The organism is Paractinoplanes polyasparticus, assembly GCF_019710575.1.
Classification (GTDB): domain Bacteria; phylum Actinomycetota; class Actinomycetes; order Mycobacteriales; family Micromonosporaceae; genus Actinoplanes; species Actinoplanes polyasparticus.
This window is the reverse complement of sequence record NZ_JAHWFK010000041.1, coordinates 211,846-234,154: the sequence shown is the minus strand read 5'-3', so window position 1 is coordinate 234,154 and position 22,309 is coordinate 211,846. Positions and strand designations below refer to the sequence as shown.

The 22,309-nt window shown below is 69.6% G+C and carries 20 protein-coding genes; 10 read left to right on the top strand and 10 right to left on the bottom strand.

Translation table 11 applies throughout. From position 1 onward, the window contains the following. The 6 genes from KXC43_RS35555 to KXC43_RS35530 all read right to left on the bottom strand — a co-directional run. The coding region (locus KXC43_RS35555) for an NAD(P)/FAD-dependent oxidoreductase (protein ID WP_221380589.1) at positions 1-230 on the bottom strand (230 nt) is incomplete at its 3' end. Positions 231-362: 132 nt separating this feature from the next. Beyond that, complete coding sequence (locus KXC43_RS35550) at positions 363-1,214, bottom strand: RsmA family anti-sigma factor (protein WP_221380588.1); 852 nt, start codon at positions 1,212-1,214, stop codon at positions 363-365. Further along, positions 1,211-1,888: an RNA polymerase sigma factor SigM gene (gene sigM / locus KXC43_RS35545; RefSeq protein WP_308129406.1), complete on the bottom strand. Its 678-nt coding sequence runs from the start codon at positions 1,886-1,888 to the stop codon at positions 1,211-1,213. The genes KXC43_RS35550 and sigM overlap by 4 nt, the downstream gene beginning before the upstream one ends. A 45-nt stretch (positions 1,889-1,933) precedes the next feature. Next, positions 1,934-3,460, bottom strand: a complete 1,527-nt coding sequence (locus tag KXC43_RS35540) for a protein kinase family protein (protein ID WP_308129405.1) — start codon at positions 3,458-3,460, stop codon at positions 1,934-1,936. Between the two features lie 223 nt (positions 3,461-3,683). Further along, entirely contained in the window at positions 3,684-5,507 is a 1,824-nt protein-coding gene (murJ, locus tag KXC43_RS35535; RefSeq protein ID WP_221380587.1) for a murein biosynthesis integral membrane protein MurJ, read from the bottom strand. A gap of 48 nt (positions 5,508-5,555) precedes the next feature. After that, positions 5,556-6,428, bottom strand: a complete 873-nt coding sequence (locus KXC43_RS35530; protein WP_221380586.1) for a hypothetical protein — start codon at positions 6,426-6,428, stop codon at positions 5,556-5,558. 192 nt (positions 6,429-6,620) lie between these two features. Here KXC43_RS35530 and KXC43_RS35525 point away from each other — a divergent pair, with 192 nt between their 5' ends. Further along, positions 6,621-8,054, top strand: a complete 1,434-nt coding sequence (locus KXC43_RS35525) for a CCA tRNA nucleotidyltransferase (protein ID WP_221380585.1) — start codon at positions 6,621-6,623, stop codon at positions 8,052-8,054. 34 nt (positions 8,055-8,088) lie between these two features. Then, positions 8,089-8,544 (top strand): methylated-DNA--[protein]-cysteine S-methyltransferase, encoded by a 456-nt coding sequence (locus tag KXC43_RS35520; RefSeq protein WP_221380584.1) that lies wholly within the window; start codon positions 8,089-8,091, stop codon positions 8,542-8,544. 95 nt (positions 8,545-8,639) lie between these two features. On the opposite strand, the gene KXC43_RS35515 is transcribed toward KXC43_RS35520, so the two are convergent. Together KXC43_RS35515 and KXC43_RS35510 are read right to left on the bottom strand one after the other, a co-directional pair. Then, positions 8,640-9,719, bottom strand: a complete 1,080-nt coding sequence (locus tag KXC43_RS35515; RefSeq protein WP_221380583.1) for an inositol-3-phosphate synthase — start codon at positions 9,717-9,719, stop codon at positions 8,640-8,642. Between the two features lie 20 nt (positions 9,720-9,739). After that, positions 9,740-10,372: a PadR family transcriptional regulator gene (locus KXC43_RS35510; protein WP_221380582.1), complete on the bottom strand. Its 633-nt coding sequence runs from the start codon at positions 10,370-10,372 to the stop codon at positions 9,740-9,742. A gap of 159 nt (positions 10,373-10,531) precedes the next feature. Between KXC43_RS35510 and KXC43_RS35505 the strand changes: the two genes are divergently transcribed. The 3 genes from KXC43_RS35505 (at position 10,532) to KXC43_RS35495 (ending at position 15,587) form a co-directional block, all read left to right on the top strand. Further along, positions 10,532-11,002: a DUF5318 domain-containing protein gene (locus tag KXC43_RS35505; RefSeq protein WP_221380581.1), complete on the top strand. Its 471-nt coding sequence runs from the start codon at positions 10,532-10,534 to the stop codon at positions 11,000-11,002. Between the two features lie 189 nt (positions 11,003-11,191). Next, positions 11,192-13,954: a transglycosylase domain-containing protein gene (locus KXC43_RS35500; RefSeq protein WP_221380580.1), complete on the top strand. Its 2,763-nt coding sequence runs from the start codon at positions 11,192-11,194 to the stop codon at positions 13,952-13,954. Between the two features lie 100 nt (positions 13,955-14,054). Further along, positions 14,055-15,587 carry a glycosyltransferase family 87 protein gene (locus tag KXC43_RS35495; RefSeq protein ID WP_221380579.1) on the top strand — a complete coding sequence of 511 codons (1,533 nt, stop codon included), beginning with the start codon at positions 14,055-14,057 and terminating at the stop codon, positions 15,585-15,587. A 150-nt stretch (positions 15,588-15,737) separates the two neighbouring features. On the opposite strand, the gene KXC43_RS35490 is transcribed toward KXC43_RS35495, so the two are convergent. Next, positions 15,738-18,176 carry a hypothetical protein gene (locus KXC43_RS35490; RefSeq protein ID WP_255645367.1) on the bottom strand — a complete coding sequence of 813 codons (2,439 nt, stop codon included), beginning with the start codon at positions 18,174-18,176 and terminating at the stop codon, positions 15,738-15,740. Positions 18,177-18,198: 22 nt separating this feature from the next. Next, positions 18,199-18,975, bottom strand: coding sequence for a deoxyribonuclease IV (locus KXC43_RS35485; RefSeq protein WP_221380578.1), 777 nt, complete (start codon positions 18,973-18,975; stop codon positions 18,199-18,201). A gap of 130 nt (positions 18,976-19,105) precedes the next feature. On the opposite strand from KXC43_RS35485, the gene KXC43_RS35480 reads away from it, so the two are divergent. From KXC43_RS35480 to rplI, 5 genes are all read left to right on the top strand, one after another. Beyond that, positions 19,106-20,092: a hypothetical protein gene (locus tag KXC43_RS35480; RefSeq protein WP_221380577.1), complete on the top strand. Its 987-nt coding sequence runs from the start codon at positions 19,106-19,108 to the stop codon at positions 20,090-20,092. Between the two features lie 293 nt (positions 20,093-20,385). Further along, entirely contained in the window at positions 20,386-20,676 is a 291-nt protein-coding gene (rpsF, locus tag KXC43_RS35475) for a 30S ribosomal protein S6 (RefSeq protein ID WP_014448192.1), read from the top strand. Between the two features lie 110 nt (positions 20,677-20,786). Beyond that, the gene (locus tag KXC43_RS35470) at positions 20,787-21,362 is read left to right on the top strand and encodes a single-stranded DNA-binding protein (protein WP_221380576.1); all 576 of its coding nucleotides are present in this window, start codon (positions 20,787-20,789) and stop codon (positions 21,360-21,362) included. A 51-nt stretch (positions 21,363-21,413) separates the two neighbouring features. Next, a complete protein-coding gene (gene rpsR, locus KXC43_RS35465) occupies positions 21,414-21,653 on the top strand; it encodes a 30S ribosomal protein S18 (RefSeq protein ID WP_007073789.1) in 240 nt (79 codons plus the stop codon). Between the two features lie 14 nt (positions 21,654-21,667). Continuing rightward, positions 21,668-22,117, top strand: coding sequence for a 50S ribosomal protein L9 (gene rplI / locus KXC43_RS35460; protein ID WP_221380575.1), 450 nt, complete (start codon positions 21,668-21,670; stop codon positions 22,115-22,117). Positions 22,118-22,309: the final 192 nt, after the last annotated feature.

Here is a 22,309-nt window from a genome sequence, read left to right as displayed (position 1 = left end):
TCGGCGCCGAACCGCTCGGCCTGGGCGCGCATGTTGTCCATGAGCTCGGGGCCCATGATCCCGTCGCGGAAACCGGGAAAGTTCTCGACCTCGGTGGTCGTCATCAGAGCACCACCGGACTGAACGCCCTCGATCACCAGCGGCTTGAGCTCCGCCCGGGCGGCATACAGCGCCGCGGTGTAGCCGGACGGTCCCGAACCGATGATGATCAGATTACGGACCTCGTCCACTGCCGACTCCTCAGTCTGCTCTTCGCCGGGATATCCGCTCGGCGACACTGCACGCTAGAACGCCATGCTGGGTACCGCCATTCCCGCCCGGGCAGCCGTGGCCGACCTCACGCGGGTTGTCTGGGGTGCCGTTCAGCGTACCGGGACTTTGTCGAACACGTCGGCGCCCGCGACGCGCGTGCCGCAGTCGGCTCCGGCCGCCCAGACCCAGTCGCCGTTCTGCGCGGCGAACCGGACAATGACGGCTGATAAGCCATTGAACCGGGCGAAGTCCACCGTCTGGACCGCGATCGTGCCGCCGGCGTTCTCGCGCTCGATGGCTTCGAAGCACTCCTGGAGCGCGGCTTGGTCGGACAGGCGGGCCAGGGCCGGATCTTGGAGCGCGATGCGGCTGCGGTTCGGCTGGTCGGCCCCGGACTCGCCGAGGGCCGAGGAGGAGGCGTTGTCGCTGGCGGTGAGCGGCTGAACGGGCTCGATGGCCAGGGTGGCGCGGGTGTAGTTGGTGCCCGTGGCCAGGATCGTCTCACCGGGGGCGGAGGACATCGCGCGCTCGTCCGAATCGGCGGAGGAGCCGGCACTGTCGTTCGTCTGTGTTTCGCTGGTACCGGCGAGATAGTCGGCACCGAAGCCGACAAAAGCGATGAAGCCGGCCGCGATGGCGATGGGGGTCACCCAGCGGCGCCGGCGGCTGATCGATGGGCTGGGGGCTGCGGCGTCGCCCTTGACGAGGGTCAGCGTGGGGGCGCCGAACATGCCGTCGAGCCGGGCGGCCAGGTCGTCCGGCATCGGCTCGGGCCCGAGGCGGCCCAGCTCGGCCTGCACCAGGGTGACCCCGCCGCTGAGGGACTCGTACGCCGCGCGCCAGTCGGGATCCTCGGCGATCAGCGTGGCCACCGCGGACTCGTCGGGGGTGCCCTCGAGGGCGCCACCGATGTAGTCCGCCAGCAGGTCGATGTCGACCCCGCTGAATTCGGCCCCGGTCACCTCTGGTCCCTTCGTTCGTTCCGGCCGGGTTGCGGCTGCGTCGTACCCGGTCCCGATGGGACGGTTTCGGGGGCGTCCTGGTTCCCGGCCGAGGCGTGACCGCTGTCTCTCCCCCGCAGCTCGCCGAGCGCGAGCGCCATCCGCGCGCGGCCGCGGGCGCACCGGCTCTTGATCGTGCCGACCGCGACGTCGAGGATCTCGGCGGCCTCGGCGACCGGGTAGCCCTGGACGTCGACCAGCACGATCGCGGCCCGTTGGTCGACCGGCAGGTCGGCCAGCGCCTGCCGTACGAGCAGCGACGTCTCGTGGTCGGCGACCGGGGCGGCCGGTTCCACACCGGACGGCCGGTCGTCGGAACGACTGCCGTCGGGCAGCGGCACGGTCGGGTGGGCCTGGCGGCGGCGGATGCGGTCGAGGGAGGCGTTGACCACGATGCGGTGCAGCCAGGTGGTGACGGCCGAGTCGCCGCGGAATCGGGCCGCGTTGCGGTGGGCCGCCAGGAGCGCGTCCTGTACGGCGTCGGCTGCCTCTTCACGGTCGCCGATCGTGCGCAGGGCAACGGCCCACAAACGGTCGCGGTGGCGGCGGACCAGCTCGCCGAACGCTTCCCTGTCGCCCTCGACATGGGCGCGCAGCAGTTCTGCGTCGCTCGGCGAGGCGTCCCCGGAAGTCACGCCAGCAATCTATCTGGACGGCGCGAGCGGCGGGGGGACCGACGCTCAGTAGCCGTAGACCTCGATCTCTTGCAGGCTGACCTTGAAGCCGCCGTTGCCGTCGTCGGTCGAGGGCAGCTTGGTCATGAAGACCAGCACGTAGCGGTAGGTCTGGTCGGGGTTGAAAACCGAGAAGACCTCGCGCGTGCCGTCGGTCTTGGTCTCGCTGTCGCCCAGCCGCTTGTAGGTCTGCATGATCTTTTGGTCGCCGGCCGAGGTGTCGCCGGGGTCGTCGGAGCCGGCCCGGATGTCCATGGTGACGCCCGGCTGCGACAATTCGACTTGGATCTCGGAGAGCTTGCGGGCCGAGCCGAGGTCGATCAGGACGCCCATGCCCGGCTTGAAGTTGCCGAAGTTGGCCTGCTTGAACCGCTGGGTCTCCCACGCCGTGTCGGCGTCGCCGTCGACGGTGAACTTCGACTCGCCGGTGTCCTCGCGGCTGCCGTCCGGCGGGTCGACGATGCGGACCATGTCGGCCGTCAGCGCGATCTTCTTGGGTGCGGGGGCGGGAGTCTGCTCGTCGGTCGGCGTGGTGCCGGCGCCGGCGTCGGCCTGGGTGGTGCCGGTCGGGTTCTTGTTGTCCGACGAGCTGATCGCCCGGATGCCGAACACCAGGCCGATGACCGCGATGACGACCAGTGCCGCCACCCCGATGATGATCTTGGGTGTGCTGCGGGTGGGCTCGGTGGTCGCGTTCTGCGTGAAACGCAGGGGGCCGACGTCCTCGTAGTCTTCCTCGGCGGCGTCGAGCCGGGCCAGTTCGGCGGTGAGCGCGTCGGCCTCGGGCGCGGCGACCCGGGTGTCGAGCAGGTCCATCGTCAGGTCGTCGAGGTAGGCCGGGATGCCGGCGCGGATCTGCCGGGGCGCCGCCGGGTTGCCGGTCGCGTCGCGGTTGGCATCGGGCAGCGTCGACCGGCCCACCTCGGTGTGCGGCCAGTGGCCGGTCAGGGCGAAGTAGAGGATGCCGCCGACCGCGCGGATGTCGCCCTCGACGTTGTCGGCGGAGTCGGCGCGGGCGTCGGCCAGCACGACCCGGCCGTCGTCGCCGATCAGCGTGGTGCCGGGGTGGACGTTGCCGTGCACCATGCCGGTCGCGTGCACCGCGGCCAGGGCGTCGGCGATCGAGTGGGCGATCGCGGTGGCGCGGCCCGGGTCGAGCGGTCCGTCGGTCGCGACCAGCTCGCGCAGCGATTCGCCGTCGACCCACTCGCGGACGACGTAGGCACGGGCGCCCTCGTCGATCGCGTCGTAGACGCCGACCAGATTGGGATGGATGACCCGGCTCGCGTCGACCGCGGCCTGGAGCATCTCGGAGGCCGAGTCGCCGCCGGGGTAACGCAGCACCACGGCGACCGGGCGGCGCAGGATGACATCGATACCGCGCCAGACCTGCCGGCCGGCGCTGTCGTCGTTGACGTGTTCCTCAAGCTGATAGCGCTCGGCCAGGACCTCACCGGCGGCAGGCGCACCGAAGGTCATGACTGGTCCGTCCGCATCGGCCGCGGTCTCGTGGCCTTCGCCGACCTGGGTCACCAGTCCTCCTCGGTGCTCCACGCACGGTACGCCGTGCTAGGTGCAGATGTTGCTAGCTGCAAATGCCGTGCTCGGTGCGAATGGCGACGTGCCCGAAGCACATGCCGACACCGACCATACCCGCCCGGGGCTATGCCGCGGCAGGTCGTCCCCCCGGCGCGGCAACCCCGGACACCGCGCTGAGTAGCTTCCAGGTAACGCTCGGTGCTAGCGAAACGGCTGGTCAGCGGCCGAGTTTGCGGCGCACCATCCCGATCACCTGGCTGACCTCGGAGACCCGCAGAACGAGCGCCGCGCCCAGATAGGCCACCAGAATCACGGCGCCGCCCGCGATCAGTTGCAGAATCGCCTCGCCGCGGCCGGACGGGGCCCCGGCGCCGGGCAGCAGATGCACGACCAGCAGCCCCAGGCCGGCGGCGACAGCGGCCGCGATCACCACCTTGAACAGGGCCACGGCGACCGAACCGAGGTTGAGCCGGCCGATCCTGCGGCGGAGCACGGCCAGCGAGATGAGCGCGGAGACGGCGTACGAAATCGCATTGGCCGCCGTCATGCCGGCTGCCGACAGCGAGGCCTTGAGCACCTCGGCCAGCACGAAGTAGGCGCCGATGCGGACGGCGACCACCGGCAGGTTGATCAGCGCGGCGGTGCGGTTGCCCTGCAGGGAATAGAAGGTGTAGGTGCAGAGGTAGCTGATCGACAGTGGGATCACGGCGAACGCGGCCACCACGAGCACCGTGCCGGTGGCCAGCGCGTCGCCGTTGTCGAACGCGCCACCCTGGAAAAGCACGACGGAGATCGGGACGCCCAGGACGCCGTAGACCACCGCGATCGGCGCCAGCGCCACGGTGACCAGCCGGATGGCCCGGCTCAGGTCGGCGCTCACCTCGGCGTAGCGGCCCTCGGCGGCGGCCGCGCTCATCTTGGGCAGCAGCGCCGTCATCACCGAGACCCCGATGATTCCGTGCGCCATCGTGACCAGCAGGAAGACGTTGTTGAAGGCGAGCACGCTGGCGCTGCCCTCGCCGGCCACCCGGTTGAGGATGCGCACCACGACGAAGACGGCGATCTGGTTGGCCGCGACGTAGCAGAGCATCCAGCCGGCCAGCCGGCCGATCTCACCCAGGCCCAGCGAGCGGGGATCCCAGCGCCACTTCCAGCTGAAGCCGACCTTGCGCAGCGCCGGTAGCAGGCCGACCGCCTGCGCCACCATGCCGAGCAGCATGCCGCCGCCCATCACCGCGATCTGCGCGCCCGACACGTCCTCGGGCTGCAGGTCCTTGTTGGTGCCGAACGAGACGATGAAGACGCCGCAGGCGGCGATCACCACGAGGCTGTTGAGGATCGGCGCCCAGGTCGGCGCAGCGAAGTGACCCCGGGTGTTCAGCACCGCGCCGATCATCGCGGAGAGCCCGGTGAAGAAGATGATCGGCAGAATCCAGTACGCCCAGTTCGTGACCAGCGAGCGGTAGGCGGCGGTGTTGTCGTCGCCCGCCTGGAGCCAGGTGATCGCCGGGGCCGCGACCACCACCAGCACGGTCGCGATGCCGAGCGACACCACGGCGAAGGTGAGCAGCCTACGCGTGAATTCCAGCCCGCCGTCGGCGTCGGCCTTGCGCCGCCGTACCAGCAGCGGCACGAGCACGCTGCTCAGAATGCCGCCGAGCAACAGCTCGTAGATCTGGCCGGGAAGAAATTGCGCGCTGGTGAAAGCGCTACCGATGTACGGCCCGAGGGTGATGCCGATCAGGGCGTTGCGGACGAAGCCGATGATCCGGCTGACGAAGCTGGCCACCGCCATCATCGCGCTGGTGCCGGCCGTGCTCGTTTCCTCGGGAGCCGGCAGATTCTCGGGCGGCAGGGCCTGGTTCTCGGCCGCGGCCACCCCGGACATCTGGTCGTCGACCGAGATCAGGGTGACGCCGTCCTCGGGCCTCGGCGGCTCACCGTGGGGCGCGGCGTTCGCGCTGCGGTAGACGCCGTCCTCCGGCCGCGGTGGCTCACCGTCCGGCACGGCGTTCGCGCTGCGGTAGATCCCGCCGTTCACCGAACCTCCCGAGCATCGTGCGGAACTCCAGCCACCATAGAGGTGCCGTCACAGACTGTGCCGCAGGAGCGTGCCCGGTTCGGCCCCGGCCAGGGTCTCGACCATCCAGCAGGCCTCGGCGGGCACCAGCGGCTCACTCAGCGCGTCGAGCACGGTCGGATGATCGCAGCCGGCCTCGGTGAGCGCACCGAGCAGGGCCGGAATAGGCCGAAGATCACCGCTTTCCAGGATGTGCCGGGCGATCGGGCGGGTGTCGGCGTACCACTGCTCGCGGGAGACCGCCTCGAGGTGCGCGGCGGACAGGCGTACGAGATCGGCCAGAAGCTCGCGCGGAAAGCGCGACCCACCGCGTACGTCGTGAAAGGTGATCTGCGAACGGCTGAGCTCAGCGATCGCGGCCTCGTCCAGCACCTGCGGCGACAGCACGGCCGGGGCCGGCCACCAGTCGTCGCCGGCGAAGAGTGGCAGCGGCGCCTGTTCGGGACCCGACGGCTCGGCCGGCGGCACATCGCGGCGCAGCGACCGGTACGCCGCCTCCCGCATCGCGGCCACCGCGGGCTCGTCGTCCTCGGGGGTGGCCGGCGCGAACGGCGACAGCAGTGCGACCACCAGGCCGGGGTGCGGCAGCGTCGGATCCTCCCAGGCGATCACCCGGGCGCAGAGGTCGAGCTCCCACCAGCGCAGGGCGGCCGGGACGGGACCCCCGGCCGGCGCCCAGCCAAGCTGGACCGGTTCGCTGTGAGCGGGACTGCGCAGACCGAGCGTGCGCTCGCCGGTGGCCGGGTCGAGGTCGAGCACGAGGGCGTAGCCGCCGATGACCGGGAAAGTCACACGCAGCTCGGAGGTCGGGTTGTCGCCGATCGCGCCGGTCCAGAAATCTGGGTTCTCGGTCAGGCGGAGCAGCGCCTCAGGAACTGGCACCCGCCCATCCTGCCCGCTGGCGTGGTCCCCTGCCACGGCCGCGGTCCGACCGCCCTACCCGCCGCCCGAAAGCGGACTGACGGCCTCCCTCCGACCGCCCCACCCGCCGCCCTGAACCCGACTGAAGACCTCCCTCCAACCGCCCCACCCGCCGCCCTGAACCCGACTGAAGACCTATAGCCTGGTTGTCCCATGTCTGTGTTGAACACCGCCCAGCGAAACGCGGTCGCCGAGTTGCTGCGGGTCTCCCCCGTCGCCGATGAGCTGGGGCGCCGGTTCGGCGCCGCCGGCCATGAGTTGCACCTGGTCGGCGGTTCGGTGCGCGACGCGCTGCTCGGCCGGCTCGGCGACGATCTCGACTTCTGCACCGACGCCCGCCCCGAGCAGACCCTCGAGGTCGTGCAGGGCTGGGCCGACGCGATCTGGGAGACGGGTCGTGATTTCGGCACGATCGGCCTGCAGAAGAACGGCCTGCGCCTCGAGATCACGACCTTCCGGGCCGAGGCGTACGACGGTGTGACCCGCAATCCGGTGGTCGAGTACGGCACGTCGCTGCTCGACGACCTCGAGCGGCGTGACTTCACGATCAACGCGATGGCGGTGTCTCTGCCCGGGCACGTCTTCACCGACCCGTACGGGGGACTGGAAGATCTCGCCGCGAAGGTGATCCGCACCCCCGCCTCCCCCGCCCAGTCCTTCGGTGATGATCCACTTCGGATGCTGCGGGCGGCCCGGTTCGCGTCCAAGCTGCAGTTCACTGTGGATGAAGCGGTCATTTCGGCCATGCGTGACATGGCCCCCGATCTGCAACGAATCACCGCGGAACGGATCCGGGACGAGTTCACCAAGCTCATGATCGGCGCCGACCCGATCGCCGGGCTGCGCCTGCTGGTCGACACCGGCCTCGGCGACTACTTCATCCCCGAGGTGGCCGGGCTCAAGCTCGAGATCGACGAGCACGCCCAGCACAAGGACGTCTACGAGCACACGCTGATCGTCGTGCAGAACGCGATCCGGCTCGAGGGCGACGAGGGGCCCGACTTCGTGCTGCGGATGGCCGCGCTCATGCACGACGTCGGCAAGCCGGCCACCAAGGCGGTCGGGCGCGACGGCCGGGTCAGCTTCCACCACCACGAGGTGGTCGGCGCCCGCATGACCCGCCAGCGCATGAAGGCCATGAAGTACCCCAAGGACGTCACGTCGGACGTGGTCGAGCTGGTCGGGCTGCATCTGCGGTTCTACGGGTACGGCCGGGGCGAGTGGACCGACTCGGCCGTGCGCCGCTACGTCACCGACGCCGGTCCCCTGCTCACTCGGCTGCACAAGCTCACCCGCTCGGACGTGACGACCCGCAACAAGCGCAAGGCGGCCAACCTGGCGGCCGACTACGACGCGCTCGAGGACCGGATCGCCCGGCTCGCGGCCGAGGAGGATCTCGCCCGCGTCCGCCCCGACCTCGACGGCAACGCGATCATGGAACTGTTGGGCGTGCCGCCCGGCCCGGTCGTGGGCCAGGCCTGGCGGTTCCTCAAGGAGCTGCGCCTCGACCGGGGGCCGCTGACGCGGGACGAGGCCGAGGCCGAGCTGTTCAAGTGGGCCCGCGACAACGGGCACCTCTCTTCTTAGAGACTTGTCGTACCTCCGGGGCAGAATCGGGGGCATGTTCGTCGTCGAGTCACCCATCGGACCGCTCGGCGTCGCCGTTGACGGCGACACCGTCGTGGGGGTGCGCTTCGCCGCGCGGCCCGGGCCGGGCGGCTCCCATCCAGCGGTCGCGCAGCTCGAGGCGTATTTCGCCGGCGAGCTCACCGACTTCTCGGTGCCGGTCGAGATGCCCGGCGGGTCCGAGTTCGAGCGCGCCGTCTGGGGTCAGATCGCCAAGATTCCGTACGGCGAGATGGTCACGTACGGGGCGATCGCGACTGCTCTGGGCGACCCGGGCGCTGCCCGCGCGGTGGGCACGGCCTGCAACCACAATCCGATACCGGTGATCGTGCCGTGTCATCGGGTGGTCGGCGCCGGCGGCAAGATGGTCGGCTTCGGCGGCGGGCTCGACCGCAAGCGCAAGCTGCTCGAGCTCGAGGCGCGGGTCGCCCTGGCGCGAGCCTGGTCATAGCGAAAGAGCCCGAGCCTGGTCATAGCGAAAAGGCCCGATCCTGGTAATAGCGAAAGGGCCGGGCCAACCGGCCCGGCCCTTTTCGACTAGATGGTTCAGCTTTCGACGTCACCGCGGATGAACGCCTCGACGCTCTCCTTGGCGTCGTGGTCGTTGTACTGCACCGGCGGGGACTTCATGAAGTACGACGAGGCCGACAGGATCGGGCCACCGATGCCGCGGTCCTTGGCGATCTTCGCGGCGCGGACGGCGTCGATGATCACACCGGCCGAGTTCGGCGAGTCCCACACCTCGAGCTTGAGCTCGGCCATCAGCGGGGTGTCGCCGAACGAGCGGCCCTCGAGCCGGATGTAGGCCCACTTGCGGTCGTCGAGCCACGGCACGTGGTCCGACGGGCCGATGTGCACGTCGCTCTTGACCATCTCGTGCGGGATCTGGGAGGTCACCGACTGGGTCTTCGAGATCTTCTTGGAGACCAGGCGGTTGCGCTCCAGCATGTTCATGAAGTCCATGTTCCCGCCGAAGTTGAGCTGGTACGTGCGCAGCAGCTCGACACCGCGGTCCTCGAACAGCTTGGCCAGCGCGCGGTGCACGATCGTCGCACCGACCTGGCTCTTGATGTCGTCGCCGACGATCGGCAGGCCGGCGTCGGTGAACTTCTGCGCCCACGCCGGGTCGGAGGCGATGAAGACCGGCAGCGCGTTGACGAAGGCGCAGCCGGCGTCGATCGCGGCCTGGGCGTAGAACTTGTCGGCCTGCTCGGAGCCCACCGGCAGGTAGGAGACGACCACGTCGACCTGGGCGTCGCGCAGTGCCTGCACGACGTCGACGGCCTCGACCGACGACTCCTCGATGATCTCGCGGTAGTACGTGCCCAGACCGTCGAAGGTCGGTCCACGCTGGACGGTGACGCCGGTCGGCGGCACGTCGGTCAACTTGATCGTGTTGTTCTCGCTGGCGACGATCGCCTCGCTCAGGTCCATGCCGACCTTCTTGGCGTCCACATCGAACGCCGCGACGAACTTCACGTCGGATACGTGGTAGTCGCCGAAGGTCACGTGCATGAGACCCGGGACGCGGTCGTTGGGGTCGGCGTTCTTGTAATACTCCACGCCCTGTACGAGGGACGAGGCGCAGTTACCCACACCGACGATGGCGACGCGGACGGAGCCCATCGCGTTTGCCTCCTTGTTCATCACGGCCGGTCCTGATGCGGACGCGGGGGTTCGGGGGGTGCGTCCGCAGCCGGCTCCGCGGGGAGGTCGATCTCTCCCATGGATCCGGCGGGGGCGCGGCCGGAACGCTCATTCGTGATGAGCTCCTCCAGCCAGCGGACTTCGCGCTCGGCGGCGTCGAGTCCGTGTCTCTGCAGTTCCAGCGTGTACGCGTCGAGCCGGCCCGCGGCACGTGACAGCACGTCGCGCAGGCCCTCCCGCCGTTCCTCTATGCGCCGCCGGCGTCCCTCGAGGATGCGCAGCCGGGTGGCGCGGTCGGTCCGGGAGAAGAACGCGAAATGGACACCGAAACCGGCATCGTCGTACGTCTCCGGGCCGGCCGAGGCCAGCAGATCGGCGAACCGCTCCTTGCCGTCGGCGGTGATCTTGTAAACAACGCGACCCCGCTTGCTGGTCATCGGGGGGATCATCGACGGGTCGGACTCGGATTCGGTGATCCAGCCGGCCGTCCGAAGTCTCTTGAGCGTCGGATAGAGGGTGCCGTAGCTGATCGCGGCGCGGAAGGTGCCCATCTTGGTGGACAGCTCCTTCCGGAGCTCGTAGCCGTGCATCGGGGTCTCCTGGAGGAGGCCGAGAATCGCCAGTTCCAGCATCGGCCACCTCCTTCACTTCGCCCCGATGTATCGGCCCGATACATCGCAACCGTAGATCCGTTGTCACGGGTGCGCAAGGTGTTCATGACTGCGCTACTTGCGCGCCACGCTGAGTGATGGCTGTCGCCCCTTCACGCTGGACCGCGTACTCTCGTCGCCATGCGAACGCAGCGGCAGGTCGTCGACTACTCGCTACAGAAGCGAGCAGTGCTGCGTGACGTGCACAACGGCAAGGTGGGGACGCTCGAGGTGTGTGATGCCTCGCCATACCTCAAAAGCGCAGCTCGATTCCATGGCGAGCCGACCGAGGAGCGATGCCCGATCTGCCGCCGCGACAATCTGACCCTGGTCCACTACATCTACGGCGACGAGCTCAAGCAGACCGCCGGGCAGGCTCGCAAGCTCTCCGAGCTGCCTGCGCTGGCGATGACGCTGCGTGAGTTTCAGGTGTACGTCGTGGAAGTGTGCCAATCGTGCGCGTGGAATCACCTGACAGAGCAGTACCTGCTCGGCCGGGACGCGCTCACCGCCGACGAACTCGATCGGGACGATGCGGTCGCCGCCTCGTCCGCCGCGGGCCGCCACCGCGAACTCGGGTTGTCGTCACACGGCTGGGACGGCCGCCGATGACGCGGATCGATCTCGCTACCGTTGACACGACCCCGACCGGCTCGCGCATCCAGCGCCACGGCCGGTCATTCATGACATCCGTCAGGGCGGCTGCCGGTATGCAGCCCGAATCGTCCGCGCGCGTCGTCGCTGGTGAGGTCCCCTCCAGGGTCCTCCCGGCACACGTCACCGCGACCGAGGTGTGACCGCATGAACTCGTACGGCGAACCGCAGTCTTCGCGTGCCCGGGCCCGGGTGCCCGGGTCCGCGAACTCCGCGCCTGACGACGACCAATCCTCCTATACGGCGTCGGCCCGGCCGGCGCCGGACGCGTACCGCCGCGGCTCCGGTGGTCGCGCCTCCGTCGGCTCGGCGTCGGTCGGGTCCGCCTCGGTGGGATCGGCTCCCGCCGGTCGTGCTGCTGTGGGCTCCGCCACACCCGGCCGTGCTCCGGTCGGCTCGGCCCGGGTCGGTGCGCGCGCCTCGGTCGGCGCCGCTGCCCCGGTGCGCGGCACGGGATCGGTCGCGCGGGCGGCCGTACGCCCCGGGCCGTCGACCTTCGGCCCGAACGACGAGGGCAGCATCGGTGGTGGCGGCCGGTCGGGCGGCGGCAAGGACAAGTCAAAGGCGGCCAAGCGCCGCCGCCGCACCAACATCCTGACCGCCGCGGCGGCCGTCATGGTCATCCTGCTCGGCGCGGGCGTGGTCGGCGGCACCTATTTCTTCGACGACGTCGACCTGCCCGAACCGGTCAGCGAGGACCAGTCGAACGTGATCCTCGACACCAAGGGCGCCGTCCTGGCCAAGCTGGGCGAACAGAACCGCACGGTGGTGCCCGAGGCTCAGATCAACAAGGTGGTCGAGCACGCGGTCGCCGCCGCCGAGGACAAGAACTTCTACAAGCACCACGGCATCGACATGAAGGGCATCGTCCGCGCCGCCTGGAACAACTTCACCGGTGGCGACCAGCAGGGCGCGTCGACGATCACCCAGCAGTACGCGCGGCACGCGGCCGACCTCAAGGACATCAGCTACAACCGGAAGCTCCGCGAAGCCGTGATCGCCCGCAAGCTGGAGGGCAAGTACAACAAAGACCAGATCATGGGCATGTACTTGAACTACATCTACCTGGGCAACGGCCGGTACGGCATCCAGGCCGCGGCGCAGGGGTACTTCGGCAAGTCGGTGACGACTCCGGCCGGGCAGAAGAACGCCATCACGCCGTACGAGGCCGCGGTTCTCGCCTCGATCATCAAGCAGCCGGAGCCCACGGCCACGCACGGCGGATACGACCCGAACGTCAACCCCACCGACGCCAAGGCCCGGTGGGAGTACACGATGGCCAACATGCTCGAGATGGGCTGGATCTCCCAGGACGTCTACAACAAGCGCAAATACCCGACGGTCAAGAAAGCCACCAAGAGCTCCACCGCCCGCAGCGCGGACGGCAAGCCGGTCGGCATGATCATGCGGCATGTTCGCGCCGAGCTGGCCGAGATGGGCATCAGCCAGCAGGAGTTCGACAAGGGCGGCCTGACCGTCACCACCACGATCGACCCGGTGGTGCAGAAGGCGGCCGAGGAGGCCGGCTCGCGCAAGAGCGAGAGCTCCCCGATGAACGACAAGCCGGCGACGTACCAGGCGGCGGTGATCGGCATCGACCCGAAGAACGGGCGGGTGCTCGGTTACTACGGCGGCGACGACCCGACCGGCATCGACTACGGCGGCTACATGCGCGGCGACACCCTCAAGATCGACGGTGGCCAGTCGCCCGGCTCGACGTTCAAGATCTACACGTTGGCGGCCGCGCTGCGGGAGGACATCTCCTTCAAGACGCGCTGGGACGGCACGAAGCTGCGCCCCAACGGCACGAAGATCAGCAACGCCGGCGCCGACCCGGGCACGGTCTGCAAGGGCCAGATCAAGCGCTGTGACCTCGAGACGGCGACGATCAAGTCGTACAACTTCCCGTTCTACTGGATCGCCGACGGCATCGGCCGTGACAAGGTGATCGCGGCCGCCCGCGACGCCGGTGTCGGCCACATGTACACCGACGACGGCAAGCTGGTCGACCTCAACAAGACCGACAAGGCGACCTGGACCAAGAAGGGCTACTTCGACAACGAGGTCGCCTTCGGCCAGTACCGCGTCGTGCCCCTCGAGCACGCCGAGGGTGTCGCCACGATCGTCGGTGGCGGCGTCCACCACGACGCCCACTTCATCCGGTCGGTGTCCCGGGTCGACCCCGACACCGGCGAGAAGTCGATCGTCGGCAGCGAGAAGATCGACGGCAACAAGGTCTTCGAGCCCGACCAGATGTCGAACCTCCAGTCCGTGATGAAGGAGATCGTCGAGGTCGACGACCGCGACCTGCGCAACGGCCAGGAAGGCATCGCCAAGTCCGGCACCTGGGAGTTCAAGGAGGGCAGCGGTGACACCTGGTTCGTCGGTGGCATGCCGCAGCTCGCCGCGACGGTCTGGGTCGGCGGCGCCAAGAACAAGGTCGAGCTGAAGGAGTCCAACGGCCGGGACATGTTCGGCGCCGGCACGCCGTCGAAGATCTGGAAGAAGTTCCTCGACGCCGTGATCAAGGCGAAGGACCTCGAGCGTGAGGACTTCCCCGATCGCGTCGAGACCGGTAACCCGGACAGCCCGTTCGCCAACGGCCAGGCCGCCCCGCCGCCGCCGCAGGACCGGTCGGACAACGACGGCGACTGCGTGCTCGGCTTCATCGGACCCGACTGCAACCAGAACAACAACAACGGTGGCGGGAACGGGAACGGCGACAACAACGGCGGCGGTAACAACAACGGCGGCGACAACAACGGTGGTGGCGACAACACCGGCGGCGGTGGCAACAACGACGGCGACGGCGGCAATACCGACGGCGGCGGCGGCGAGGACGACGGCGGCGGGACACCCGAACAGCAGCCGACAGAGCCGACACTGACGCCACAGAACAACGGCGATTAGCTCGCTCACCGGCGCGCATCCCTCAGGGGGTGCGCGCCGGTTCGTTTTGGCCGTAGGTCGTTCCCGGTCCTCGGCGGCAAGTACGGCATGATGCCATGACATGAGCACGCAACCGCCCGAGGACATCGACCGCCCCGACAAGCCGAGCGCGCCGGCGACGTCGGACGGATTCGTGCGCGGCCTGTCCGAGGCCATCGGGGGGCCGCTCGGTTCGCACGCGGTGCGGCCCGAGGCCCGGCGTGGGCGCTTCTGGACGGCGCCGCGGATCATCCTGGCGCTGATCTGCATGACGCTCGCGTTCTCGTGGGTGCAGAAGTCGCCGTGCCAGAGCGGCGACTGGCAACAGAACGTCCAATACACGCGGTTCTGCTACACCGACGTGCTCGCGCTGTACTACGCCGAGCACCTCAACGAGGGCGCCGTGCCGTACAAGGACTGGCCGGTGGAGTACCCCGTCGTGACGGGCTACTTCATGGGCGCCCTGGGGCTGCCGGTCCACGCGTACGGCGAGACGCATCCCGAGATCAACCAGGGCACCTGGTTCTACAACATCAACGCGATCGTGCTCTCGGCGCTGGCGGTGGCTACGGCCGCCGTGATCCTGGCGTTGCGCAGACGCCGGCCGTGGGACGCCGCGATCTTCGCGGTCTCGCCCATCATCTTCTTCACCGCGACGGTCAACTGGGACTTCCTGGCGATCGGGCTGGCCGCGGCCGGGCTCTATCTGTGGGCGAAGAAGCATCCGGCCTGGGCCGGTGTCTTCCTGGGGCTGGGCGGAGCGGCCAAACTGTGGCCGCTGTTCATTCTGGGGCCGCTGCTGGTGCTCGCGTTGCGGTCGAAAGCCATGCGCTCCTGGGGCGCGGCCATGGCCACGGCGGTGGTGAGCTGGGCGGTGGTCAACTTCCCGGTCTTCTTCTGGTACCACGAGAGCTGGCTGCGCTTCTTCCGCCTCAACAGCGAGCGGCCGATCGACTGGGGCACGCTCTGGTACGTCGGGCGCTACCTCGACGGCAAGTGGAACTCGGGCGCGGCGGGGGATCAGGGGCCCTTCCAATGGCTGAGCGATCACGTCCCGACGCTCAACCTGGTCTCGTACGCGCTGTTCGGTCTCGCCTGTGCCGCGATCGGCCTGCTGGCCTGGCTGGCCCCTCGGCGTCCCCGGGTGGCCCAGCTGGCGTTCCTGGTCGTCGCGGCCTTCCTGATCACCAGCAAGGTGTGGTCGCAGCAGTACGTGCTCTGGCTGCTGCCGCTGATCGTGTTGGCGCGGCCGCGCTGGGGCGCGATCATCGCGTGGACGGTGGCCGAGTTCGGCTACTTCACCGCCTTCTACGCCGAGCTGATGGGCGCCGGCGGCAAGCCGGTGATCCCCGAGGGCACGTTCGTGCTGGCCTCGACGCTGCGACTGGTGACGGTCGCGATCCTGTGCGGCCTGGTTGTCCGCGAGATCTGGAAACCCGAGCTCGACGCCGTGCGTCAGAACTACGACGACGACCCGGACGGCGGCCCGCTGAACGGGCCGGACGCGCCGTGGATCAGCCGCCTGCGCCGGGCCTTCCGCGTGGACCGCTCCCCCGCCGTGCCGGCATCGCTCGACCCGCCACCGCCGGCTGAGCAGACCGTCGTCAAGGTCTGATCCTTCCGCGCCTCAGGCCCGGCTGCCCGGCGGCCGGGCCTCTTCGCGTCCTTGCCTCAGCGACGGGTCGCCGACCTACAGCGGGCCAGGGGTGAGCACGACGGTCGCAAGCACGTCCCGGTGTTCACAGATGCTCTTCGCGCTCTTGCCTCAGCGGAGGTGGAAGACCACCGCGTCGTCGAGGTCCTCGCGGCGGATGCCCAGAGCGTCCACCGGGATGTCGCCGGCGCGTTCCCACGGCGTGCCTGCCACCTCGCTGCGGAGCAGGAGAACCCGGTCGATGTTGAGCGAACGCAGATACTCGATGCTCGCGGCGTCGGGGAACGACTGGACCCGGGCGCGCATCTCGGCCTGACGAGCCGCGTCGAAACCGCCGGCGCCGTTGACCATGGGCTGGAACCGGGTGGTCGACCACAGCATGATCGTCTGGTCGGTGAGGGCGGTCGTTGGCAGCACGAGCATCGGGCCGCTGACCGTGCGCATGGCGGTGGGCTGCACCGGGGCCAGCGGGTGCGCGGTGGCGTTCCAGCCCTCGGCCAGCACCAGCATCAATGGCACGAAGGTGGCCAGCCGCAGCCAGGGGCCGGGCCAGGGTGGGATGCGCTGTTCGGACAGGTGCTCGGCGCGGCGCACGAATTCGGCCACCGCGCCCGCGGCGAGGATGGCCAGCAGCAGCGTGGCCCACACCATGAGCCGGCCGGGGATGCGCAGGCCCAACGAACCGGGCAGGTGGCCGAAGAGCGGCAGGTAGGTGTAGCGGCCCTCGTAGAAGTTCGTGCCCAGGGTCAGGACGATCGTGACGGCCAGGCCGGCGAGCAGCAGCAGGCGCTGGCGCAGGGTCCAGATCGAGAAGGCCAGGCCGGCCAGCGCGAGGGCGTAGAGCACGAACCCCGGCAGCAACCCCATCTCGGACGGCCAGCCGAGTGAGGAGCGCGGGACCTCGTGCGGGACACCCCAGATGCGGGACTCGGCCGGCCCGATCAGCAGGCTGCGCAGGGGCGGCGAGAAGAAGGCGATCTCGGTTCCGGCCGGGCCGGTGTCGGGCGCCCGGAAGTACGGAATGGCGAGCAGCAGGCTGAAGCAGGCCAGGAACAGCGAGCCGGCCAGGTCGATGAGCATCAGGCGCGAGCCCAGGATCGGACGTTCGGCCGGGCGGCGCAGGAAACGGATCGGGGTGCCGAGCAGGAGCACGACCAGGATGAGGCCGAGCACGCCGAGGAACGGGACACCGAGCGAGAAACCGAGGCTGACCTGCCAGGCCGCCACGATCCAGCCGGCCGCGGCCCAGCCGGCGCGGCGGCGGTCGGGCCGCAGGCCGCGGCGCAGCGACCAGCCGTGCCCGCGGGCCAGCATCGCCAGCGCGAGCGGAATGCCGCCGGCCGAGATGATGTCGAGGTGGCCCTCCTGGGCGAGGCGCCAGGGGGCGAACGCAAAGGCGACGGCGGCCACGGCGGCGCCGGTGCGCCCGGCGCCGAGCTGGCGGACCAGGGCGTAGCCGCCGATCACGAGCAGGGCGTGGGCCAGGACGAAGAGGATGTTGTAGCGCAGAACGGCGGCCGCCGGGCCCTCGCCGACCATGCCGAACGGCGCGTAGCCGAGGAGGCTGTTGCCGAAGGCGAAGTTGTCGGTCAGCGGGAAGAAGGCGTTGGACTGCCAGAGGCGGGCCGGGTCGGTCAGCAGGATGTGGCCGATCCACGCGACCTGCCAGGCCTGGCGGGACGGGTCCCAGATGTCTTGCGGGAGCGTGTGCAGCGGGTAGCGCAGGGTCGGCCAGGTGAGCGCGACAGCCAGCAGCACGCCGGCGTACACGACCAGCGCGTACTCGTGGATCAGCGAGCCGGCGAACCGGCGGGTGCCGCGCCGGAACCAGCCCGGTGGCCGGTCGGTGGTGGCGGCGAACGCCCGGAACGGATCGGGCGGGGTGCCGGGGGGTCGCTCGTTCGGGAACGGCTCGGGTCGCTTGGCGGTCTCTTGTGGACCCTCGGCGACCTTCGGCAGATCGGTCTTGGTGGGGCTCGAGCCCGCGGCTGCATCGCTCTTGCCCGGGGCCGGCGCCTTGTTCGGACTCGGTGCCTCGCCCGGGGCTGGCGCTTTGTCCGGGGCTGCTGCCTTGTCCGGGGTTGGCGCTTTGTCCGGGGCTGCTGCCTTGTCCGGGGCTGGTGCTTCGCCCGGGGCTGCTGCCTTGTTTGGAGCTGGTGTCTTGTTCAGGGCTGGTGCTTTGTCCGCGCTCGTGCCGGGAGTGTTCCGCGGTGGCTCGGACGGACGGGGACTGAGGTCACCCGGTTTGCCCTCCTGGGGCGGTGGGCCGCCCTGAGCCGGGATCGTGGGCGGCGCGCCGGCCGTCGCCGTGGAGGCCGGCTTGGATCGCCTGCGCAGCCAACCGCGCTGTCGTCGCTCGGCCTTGTCGACGAAGGGCGGCGCGGCGTCCGTCGCTCGACTGCTGGTCGCCGGGCTGTGTGCGGTGGCGGGAGGGCCGGCAACGGGAGGCGTGTCGTTTGTGGAGGCGTGGCCGGGGGTGGCCGGGCGTAGCGGCTCGGCGGGACGTTGAGCCGGCGGGGCGGGGGCCTGCCTCGGCTGCTCGCTGGTCATGACCCTCTCCCCGTGCGGCGTGTCACCGGCCTGTCCGCTCCCGCAGGAGCGTGATGTCGGCCGTCTGTCCCTCGGCGCCGCCCGGCGTCTCGACGACGGCCGGCGCACCGGCGGCCCGGATCGCGGCCACGATGAGTTCGGGGTCGATCTTGCCATTGCCGAGGTTGTCGTGCCTGTCCTGGCCGGAGTCGAAGCCGCCCTTGGAATCGTTGGCGTGGATCAGGTCGATGCGGCCGGTGATCGCCTTGACCCGGTCGACCACACCGACCAGGTCTTCGCCGCCGGCAAAGGCATGGCACGTGTCGAGGCAGAAGCCGGCGCCGAAGGAGCCCACCGCTTCCCACAGGCGGGCCAGGTCGTCGAATCGGCGGGCGCACGCGTTGTCACCGCCGGCCGTGTTCTCGATCAGGATCGGCAGCGGCAGACCGCCGTCGGATTCTGCGTATTCGAAGGCCTTGCGCCAGTTGTCGAAGCCGGCGGCGATGTCGGTGCCCTGACCCACATGGCCGCCGTGCACGATCAGGCCCTTGGCCCCCAGCTCGGCCGCGGCCTTGGCGTGCGCAACGAGCAGCTTGCGGCTGGGGATGCGGATGCGGTTGTTGGGTGAGGCGACGTTGACGATGTAGGGCGCATGGATGTAGACGTCCACCTCGGACTCGCGCAACGCGGCAGCGTCTTCCCGCGGTTTGGGAGTTTTGTAACCCTGCGGGTCGGTCAGGAAGAACTGCACCGCCTCGGCCCCGCGGGCGGCGGCCTCTTCCAGCGGGGAAGCGGGATCGACATGGGCTCCGATGCGCATGGGACGAGACTACGACGCGGGTCCGACAGTTTGCTCCGCGCGTCACCGCCCCTCGGCGGGCGTCGTTAGCTCCATTGATCACATTTGACCGATACCGGCCCGCGGGCCGGGGCGACGTGGGAGATGGTGCATGTCTCGGCAGGTCCGACAGCGGGTGACGGCGATCGTGCTGGGGGGTCTGATCTTCGGTGTGCCCATGCTGGCGATCGGTTCGGCGCGCGCGGATCCGATCCCCGAGGGCACCCGCGCGGTCACCTTCTCGGGCGGCGGGATGTTCAGCGTCCCGTGCAGCTCACGGCCGAGCATCGAGTCCATGACGGTGCCGGCGCAGAGCACGATCCGGGTGGTGAATCAGACCGGCTACGCCGCGCAGTTGCTGCTCGGCGGGGACACCAAGGGCACCGTCCCGGACGAGTCCTCGACCGACGTGATCTTCCGCCGGGGCACCACGTCGGTGGTGCTCAAGCCGAACTGCGCAATCGGCGACGACACCACGCCCGTCATGATCACGGCCTCGCCGTCCGCCTCGGCGGCGACACCGGCCGATCCGGATCCGGCGGCTCCCTCGTCGGTCGATGCGACGCCGATGTCCCTGGCGCCGTCCGACGACGATCGTTCCCCGGCGGGGTCGTCGGCTCCGGGCGCCGCCTCGCCGGCCCAGCGGCCCTCCCGGGCGAGGCCGGCCACCACGCGCCCGGACACGTCGCCGGCCCGGCGCACCCACGTCACGTCACAGGCGGCGACCAGTTCGGCCCAATCGATGCCCCACGGCGGCGCGGCGGCACGGCCCAAGGCCAAAACCAAGACCCTTCCCGGTACGGCGGGGAGCGCCGCGCCCGCCTTCGCCGGCATGCCGCCCGGCGACACCCGGAGGCTGCTTCCCGGCGTACCGGACCTCGGTGCCGACCCGGTGACCGTCGGTGCCGAACCGGCCCCACCCGCCCCGGCCCCCGTGACGATCGCCGCGGCCGAGCCCGTGGCGGCGCTGGAACCGATGCGCGAGGGCAACCCGTTGGGCCTGCTCGCCCTGACCGCCGCCGTATGTGTGGTGGGAGTAACAGTTGCCGCTATTCGGGCATTCGTGTCGCAACGTGCAAATCGGGCAGAGATCGCATAGTCTTCTGCTACAAGCTCCGCGGGGCGGCCGCGTCCAACCTCATCGGTGTGGTCGTTCCTCCCCAGGTCCCACCCAGCGAATGCGGATCGGGCGCCCCGCGGCTCCACCAGGAAGGACCCCGCCCCACCCGGGCGGGGTCCTTCCTTTTGGCCGTGCGGTGGTGGTGGGTATGCTTGCTCGGTTCGCAGAGTGACTGCCGTGGGCCAAGCCCCACGGTTTTCGTTTGCGAGCGACACAAGACCTCCTGCCACGGAGAGACCGTGGCCGCTCAGCCCACAGGAGGTGAGAACGTCTTGCGTCATTACGAACTCATGGTGATCCTCGACCCTTCGCTCGAGGAACGCACCGTTGCCCCGTCGCTCGATCAGTACCTGAACGTCATCAGGACCGCGGGTGGCTCGGTGGAGAAGCTCGACGTCTGGGGCCGTCGCCGGCTCTCGTTCGAGATCAACAAAAAGGCCGAAGGCATCTACGCGGTCGTCGACCTGCAGGCGACGCCCGAAGCCGTGGCCGAGCTGGACCGTCAGCTGCGGCTGAACGAGTCCATCCTGCGCACCAAGGTCATCCGGCCCGAGACCCGCTGAGTTGCTGAGGCGGCTTCGCCGCACGGCAAGGGTTAAATCCGCGGAGCCTCGTTTTTGTCAGGGGGTTCTGACAACCTCCTACGAACGAGCGAAGCGGCGAGGAGAAGATCATGGCAGGAGAAACCACCATCACGGTCGTCGGGAACTTGACCGACGACCCTGAGCTGCGCTTCACCCCGTCGGGTGCGGCAGTGGCCAAGTTCCGCATCGCTTCGACGCCGCGGACCTTGGACCGGCAGTCGGGCGAGTGGAAAGACGGCGAGCCACTCTTCCTTGCGTGCAACATCTGGCGTGACGCCGCCGAGCACGTCGCCGAGTCGCTGCAACGCGGCTCACGGGTGATCGTGCAGGGCCGGCTGCGCCAGCGGTCTTACGAGACGCGCGAGGGCGAGAAGCGCACCGTCTACGAGCTCGAGGTCGACGAGATCGGCCCGTCGCTGCGGTACGCCACGGCGAAGGTGCAGCGCATGAACCGCTCCGGCGGTGGCTCCGGTGGTTCCGGCGGCGGATTCGGCGCCTCCGGTGGCGGCAACCGCCCGGCCGGCGGTGGCGGCGGAGGAAGCAACAGCAACTTCGACGACCCGTGGGCGACGGCGGCTCCGGCCTCTTCCGGCTCCGGCGCCGGGGGCAACCGTGCCTCCGGTGGCGGCGGCAACTCCTCGTTCGACGACGAGCCTCCCTTCTAGCCCGCTGGGTCCACCCGACCCGAGGGCTCACTGAGTTCAGGAGTAAGAGCAATGGCTAAGGCTGCGGCGCTTCGCAAGCCGAAGAAGAAGGTGAACCCGCTCGACAAGGACGGGATCACCTACATCGACTACAAGGACACCGCTCTGCTGCGGAAGTTCATCTCCGACCGGGGCAAGATCCGTGCCCGCCGCGTCACCGGGGTGACCTCGCAGCAGCAGCGGCAGATCGCCCGCGCGGTCAAGAACGCCCGTGAGATGGCGCTTCTGCCGTACACGGCGACGGCGCGCTGAGGAGGGTCACGAATATGAAGATCATCCTCACCCAGGAGGTGTCGGGCCTCGGCACCCCCGGCGACGTCGTCGAGGTCAAGAACGGCTACGGCCGTAATTACCTGCTGCCCCAGGGTTTCGCGATCCAGTGGACCAAGGGTGCCGAGAAGCAGGTCGCGGTCATCAAGCGGGCGCGTGACGCTCGCGAGATCCGTGACCTGGGCCAGGCCAACGAGGTCAAGGCCCAGCTCTCCGGCCTCAAGGTGACGCTGACGGCCCGCTCCGGCAACGGCGGCCGGCTGTTCGGCTCGATCACCCCGGCCGAGATCGTCGACGCGGTCAAGACCGCCGGCGGTCCGTCCCTCGACCGGCGCCGCCTCGAGCTGCCCGGCCACATCAAGACCACGGGCGCCTACAACGTCCAGGTCAAGCTCCACCCCGAGGTCACCGCGACGTTCCCCGTGAACGTCGTCGCCTCGAAGTAAGACCGCTTCGCGAACGAAAGGCGCGCCGGGATCCACGGATCTCGGCGCGCTTTTTGTTGTTCCGATGCGCGTGGGTCTCAGCGGCGGATCGGTTGCCCGGGTAGTCCAGGAGCAGGCGTCGGGGCGATTCCCCTGGATCCGACCGCGGGCGGTTGGCTCTCCGAGGCTGATGCGGTTTGTCTCGATCGGCGG

What these genes read in the sequence shown, in the direction of transcription:
- KXC43_RS35520 (WP_221380584.1), top strand. Translation starts at nt 8,089, where the DNA reads ATGTTCGTCGTCGAGTCACCCATCGGACCGCTCGGCGTCGCCGTTGAC.
- KXC43_RS35480 (WP_221380577.1), top strand. Translation starts at nt 19,106, where the DNA reads ATGTCTCGGCAGGTCCGACAGCGGGTGACGGCGATCGTGCTGGGGGGT.
- KXC43_RS35510 (WP_221380582.1), bottom strand. Translation starts at nt 10,372, where the DNA reads ATGCTGGAACTGGCGATTCTCGGCCTCCTCCAGGAGACCCCGATGCAC.
- KXC43_RS35500 (WP_221380580.1), top strand. Translation starts at nt 11,192, where the DNA reads ATGAACTCGTACGGCGAACCGCAGTCTTCGCGTGCCCGGGCCCGGGTG.
- KXC43_RS35485 (WP_221380578.1), bottom strand. Translation starts at nt 18,975, where the DNA reads ATGCGCATCGGAGCCCATGTCGATCCCGCTTCCCCGCTGGAAGAGGCC.
- KXC43_RS35505 (WP_221380581.1), top strand. Translation starts at nt 10,532, where the DNA reads ATGCGAACGCAGCGGCAGGTCGTCGACTACTCGCTACAGAAGCGAGCA.
- KXC43_RS35525 (WP_221380585.1), top strand. Translation starts at nt 6,621, where the DNA reads ATGTCTGTGTTGAACACCGCCCAGCGAAACGCGGTCGCCGAGTTGCTG.
- KXC43_RS35515 (WP_221380583.1), bottom strand. Translation starts at nt 9,719, where the DNA reads ATGGGCTCCGTCCGCGTCGCCATCGTCGGTGTGGGTAACTGCGCCTCG.
- KXC43_RS35470 (WP_221380576.1), top strand. Translation starts at nt 20,787, where the DNA reads ATGGCAGGAGAAACCACCATCACGGTCGTCGGGAACTTGACCGACGAC.
- rpsR (WP_007073789.1), top strand. Translation starts at nt 21,414, where the DNA reads ATGGCTAAGGCTGCGGCGCTTCGCAAGCCGAAGAAGAAGGTGAACCCG.
- rplI (WP_221380575.1), top strand. Translation starts at nt 21,668, where the DNA reads ATGAAGATCATCCTCACCCAGGAGGTGTCGGGCCTCGGCACCCCCGGC.
- KXC43_RS35495 (WP_221380579.1), top strand. Translation starts at nt 14,055, where the DNA reads ATGAGCACGCAACCGCCCGAGGACATCGACCGCCCCGACAAGCCGAGC.
- KXC43_RS35490 (WP_255645367.1), bottom strand. Translation starts at nt 18,176, where the DNA reads ATGACCAGCGAGCAGCCGAGGCAGGCCCCCGCCCCGCCGGCTCAACGT.